This is a genomic window from Roseicyclus sp. (assembly GCF_052168335.1).
Classification (GTDB): Bacteria; Pseudomonadota; Alphaproteobacteria; order Rhodobacterales; family Rhodobacteraceae; genus Roseibacterium.
On the sequence record NZ_JBQLZP010000412.1, the window covers coordinates 1 to 2,066 of the forward strand.

3 protein-coding genes are annotated in these 2,066 nt (G+C 72.1%); all 3 read left to right on the forward strand.

Features of this window, described 5'->3' with window-relative positions; genetic code table 11:
* Positions 1 to 263 (forward strand): HAD hydrolase-like protein (locus tag ACTS11_RS12525; protein ID WP_442640649.1); only part of this gene is annotated, 263 nt, incomplete at its 5' end.
* A 6-nt stretch (positions 264 to 269) separates the two neighbouring features.
* Complete coding sequence (locus tag ACTS11_RS12530) at positions 270 to 881, forward strand: CDP-alcohol phosphatidyltransferase family protein (protein WP_442640650.1); 612 nt, start codon at positions 270 to 272, stop codon at positions 879 to 881.
* Positions 881 to 1,999, forward strand: coding sequence for a glycine cleavage T C-terminal barrel domain-containing protein (locus ACTS11_RS12535; protein ID WP_442640651.1), 1,119 nt, complete (start codon positions 881 to 883; stop codon positions 1,997 to 1,999). Before ACTS11_RS12530 ends, ACTS11_RS12535 begins: the two co-directional genes overlap by 1 nt.
* Positions 2,000 to 2,066 lie beyond the last annotated feature (67 nt).

The window sequence follows — 2,066 nt, forward strand, 5'->3', positions numbered from 1 at the left end:
AGATCGTGTCGGACAAGAAGCCCCCGGTCTACGCCCGCGCCTTCGCCGCGCACGGGCAGGGTGCGGAGCGCGCCATGATGATCGGCAATTCCATGCGCTCCGACGTGATCCCGGCGCTCGAGGCGGGTGCCTGGGGCGTCTTCGTCCCCCACGGCCTGACCTGGGAACTCGAGCACGCGTCCGCCCCCGAGGGACACCCGCGGTTTCGTGAACTCGAGCATCTGGGCGGCGTGCTAGCCTTGCTCGACGACATCGAGACCTGAGGCCCCATGATCGACGCCGCCATCCTGCCGCTCCAGCGGCGGCTGCTGCAGCCGCCCGCCGAGTGGCTGGCCGCCCGGGGCGTGCCGGCAGACCGGATAACCGTCATCGGCCTCGTGGTGGGCCTGCTCGCGGCGGGCGCGGCGGCGCTGGGGCTCTGGTGGCTGGCGCTGGCGGGGCTCTTGCTCAACCGGCTGGCGGACGGGCTCGACGGCGCGGTGGCGCGGCTGACGCGGCCGACCGACCGGGGGGCCTTCCTCGACATCGCGCTCGACTTCGTCTTCTACGCGACGTTTCCGCTCGGCTTCGTCCTCGCCGACCCGGTGGCGAACGCGCTGCCGGGCGCGGTCCTGATCGCGAGCTTCATCCTGTCGGGCACATCCTTCCTCGCCTTCGCCGTCATCGCTGGGCGGCGGGGCCTCCAGGCCTCGGACTACCCGACGAAGGGCATCTACTATCTCGGCGGCCTGACCGAAGGCGCCGAGACCATCCTCGTCTTCGCGGCCTTCTGCCTGTTCCCGCAGGCCTTCCCGGTCCTCGCCCTTGTCTTCGCGGCGGCCTGTGCGATCACGGGCATCACCCGCTACGCGGCGGGCTGGCGCATGTTCGGAGACCCCTGATGCCCTTCTCGATCCATGTCGGACCGAACGTCCGCACCTCGCCCTTCTTCGAGGCCACCGTCGCCGACGGGGTGCGGAGCTTCTCGGTCTACAACCACATGTACATTCCGGGGAATTTCGGCGACCCCGACGGCGAGTACGACCGCCTGCTCCACGGTGTCGCCATGTGGGACGTGGCGGTTCAGCGGCAGGTGGAACTCGCGGGCCCCGACGCGATGGTGCTGGCGCAGCTCCTGACGCCGCGCCACCTCGGCGGCACCAGGCCCGGCCAGGGCCGTTACGTGCCGCTCTGCGACCATGACGGCTGGCTCATCAACGATCCGGTGCTGCTGCCGCTCTCGCAGACGCAGGTGTGGCTCTCCATCGCGGACAGCGACGTGGGGCTCTGGGCGCTTGCCATCGCGCGCGAGCGGGGCCTCGACGTCGCCGTGACGGAGCCCGATGTCTCGCCGCTCGCCATCCAGGGGCCGCTGGCGATGGAGGTGGCGGAGGCGCTTCTCGGCGACTGGGTGCGGGCGCTGCGCCCCTTCGCCTTCCGCGAGACGGAGCTCGACGGCATCCCGCTCGTCGTGGCGCGGTCGGGCTGGTCGAAACAGGGCGGGGTCGAGCTCTACCTACGCGACGGCAGCCGCGGGACCGAGCTGTGGGAGCGGGTGAAGCGCGCAGGTGCGCCCTGGGACATCGGCCCCGGGGCGCCGAACGACATCGAGCGGCTGGAATCCGGCCTCATCTCCTACGGTGCGGACATGCGGCGGCAGACCTTGCCCGCCAACCCGTTCGAGATGGGGTTCGGGGCGATGATCGACCTCTCGGCGGGGCACGACTTCATCGGCCGCGCGGCGCTGGAGCGGATCGCGGCGGAGGGCCCCGCGCGGCGGCGGGTCGGCGTCTTCCTCGACGGGCCGCCCGTGGACGGCAACCGGCAGCCGCTGACCCTGCTCCGGGACGGGGTGCGGATCGGTCATGTGACCGAGATCGCCCATTCCCGCCGCCTTGGGCGCAACATCGGCGTGGGCCTCGCACCCGCGGACCTCGGCGACGACGCGACGGGCCTCTCGGTCGGGCTTGCGGATGGCGAGAGGGCAGCCAGCCTGACCGCCCTCCCCTTCCTGCGCTGAACCGTTCAGGCGGCGGCGAGCGTGCGACGCGCGCCCGCGCCCGCGAGGAGGAGCCAGAGGCAGAACG

What these genes read in the sequence shown, in the direction of transcription:
- ACTS11_RS12535 (WP_442640651.1), top strand. Translation starts at nt 881, where the DNA reads ATGCCCTTCTCGATCCATGTCGGACCGAACGTCCGCACCTCGCCCTTC.
- ACTS11_RS12530 (WP_442640650.1), top strand. Translation starts at nt 270, where the DNA reads ATGATCGACGCCGCCATCCTGCCGCTCCAGCGGCGGCTGCTGCAGCCG.